Source organism: Dyella sp., from assembly GCF_036384435.1.
In the GTDB taxonomy this organism is placed as follows: domain Bacteria; phylum Pseudomonadota; class Gammaproteobacteria; order Xanthomonadales; family Rhodanobacteraceae; genus GSA-30.
On sequence record NZ_DASVMI010000123.1, the window covers coordinates 1 to 1,571 of the forward strand.

Here is a 1,571-nt window from a genome sequence, read left to right on the forward strand (position 1 = left end):
TTGGGCGTGCGCGTGCCGTATCATCCATGTCAGCCATGAACAACTCCTGTGAAGTTGGTTGTGGTCAGCGAGTCGTCTGGGGGCCAACCCATTCGGCTCGCGCTTACTGCTTCTTGCAGTGTCGCTCGTGATTCGTGTTTCGGATGATGCACGAGCGACATGCCGAACATCGCATATTTGGCACGAAAAGTCTTTAGGACGCGTTGGAAAAAAACACCCTGAATTTCAGGGTGTTTTTTTGTATGGAGGGGTATTCAAAAAAGTCATGATGGTGGCGACGCCTCGCCATGTGGGAGCGAATGCATTGGCTCCTACCAGCAAGGAGAGGCGCGGAGGTATCGATAGCCGAGGTGACCGCGATGCCACCGGCTTTGTGATGCAAATCGCTCTCAGCTTTTCTTGGAGGCTCGCGCGAGTGCCCAGGCATCGACTCGCTGCACGCCGGCACGCTTGAGCGTGATGGCACACTCGGCGAGCGTGGCGCCCGTGGTCATGACGTCGTCGATGACGGCCACGTGGCGTGGTAACACCTTGCCTTCAGGAACGACAAAAGCGCGGCGCACGTTGCGCCGGCGTGCGACTGCATCGAGTTCGGTCTGTGGCGCACTGGCGCGCGATCTTTCCAGCACATCGTGGCGCAAGGGGATGCGCCAAAGACGCGCAAGCGGCCTGGCCAGTTCAAGCGCCTGATTGTAACCGCGCTCGCGCAAACGCTGCCGGTGCAAAGGCACCGGCACGATCAGATCAGGGCATCGGGGTGGCGGTCCTGCGCGTTCCCATAACGATGACAGACTGCGCCCGCAGGCCAGGTCGCCGTGGAACTTGAAGCGCGACTCCAGGCTATCGAGCGGCCAACCATAGACGAAAGGTACCCAGGCGCCGTCCCAGGCCGGTGCACGCTTGAGGCAGCGCCCGCACATGGCGATGGATGCGGGCAGCGGCAAGGCACAGCGCGCGCAACAGCTGTGATTGCCAGGCATGTCGGCCATGCAGCCGGCACACAGATCCATACCCGTCTCACCGGCTCCGCCGCATAACTGACAACGCCAAGGCAGCAGGCTCGATGCCAGCCAGCGCCGGCAACGATCGAGCGCATCCATGCGCCAAGCCATGCGTCAAGGCTCGCGAGGCTTGAACAGCGCCGCGTCGAGGATCGACCACAAGTGCACCAGCCAGCCCAGCAGGAAGATCCACATCACGCCGGCCAAGACGAACATGACGATGGCCTTGAGCAACCTGCCCTGTATCAACTGGCCCAGCCCAGGAATGAAAAAACTGCAGAGGGCGGCCAATACATTGCCGGCGCTGCCTTGCCCTGTGCTCATGGTGTGTCCTCTCATGCCGACCCTACGGAGGCCTGAAGCCTGGACCATCGCGTGGCACATTTCCAGCATGACTTTCCGCCTGTTCAGCGTGGCATGATGAGGCAACCCTCGTCGGTTCCCGCCCATGCGCACCTGTCTTGTTGTCATCCTGCTGGCCCTGGGGTCGCTTGTTCACGCCGAGGCATCCATGACTCGGCAGCAGATCAAGCAGATTGTCACGATGCACCATGCGTTGCCCGCTGACAC

At 61.2% G+C, this 1,571-nt stretch carries 2 protein-coding genes; both read right to left on the minus strand.

What is annotated here, in order from left to right:
- Positions 1–389 precede the first annotated feature (389 nt).
- Positions 390–1,100 carry a ComF family protein gene (locus VF436_RS12285; protein WP_414649845.1) on the minus strand — a complete coding sequence of 237 codons (711 nt, stop codon included), beginning with the start codon at positions 1,098–1,100 and terminating at the stop codon, positions 390–392.
- A gap of 15 nt (positions 1,101–1,115) precedes the next feature.
- Positions 1,116–1,325 carry a hypothetical protein gene (locus VF436_RS12290; RefSeq protein ID WP_330904319.1) on the minus strand — a complete coding sequence of 70 codons (210 nt, stop codon included), beginning with the start codon at positions 1,323–1,325 and terminating at the stop codon, positions 1,116–1,118.
- Positions 1,326–1,571: the final 246 nt, after the last annotated feature.

Coding starts and splice junctions, on each gene's coding strand:
- VF436_RS12285 (WP_414649845.1), bottom strand. CDS start 1,100: ATGGATGCGCTCGATCGTTGCCGGCGCTGGCTGGCATCGAGCCTGCTG.
- VF436_RS12290 (WP_330904319.1), bottom strand. CDS start 1,325: ATGAGCACAGGGCAAGGCAGCGCCGGCAATGTATTGGCCGCCCTCTGC.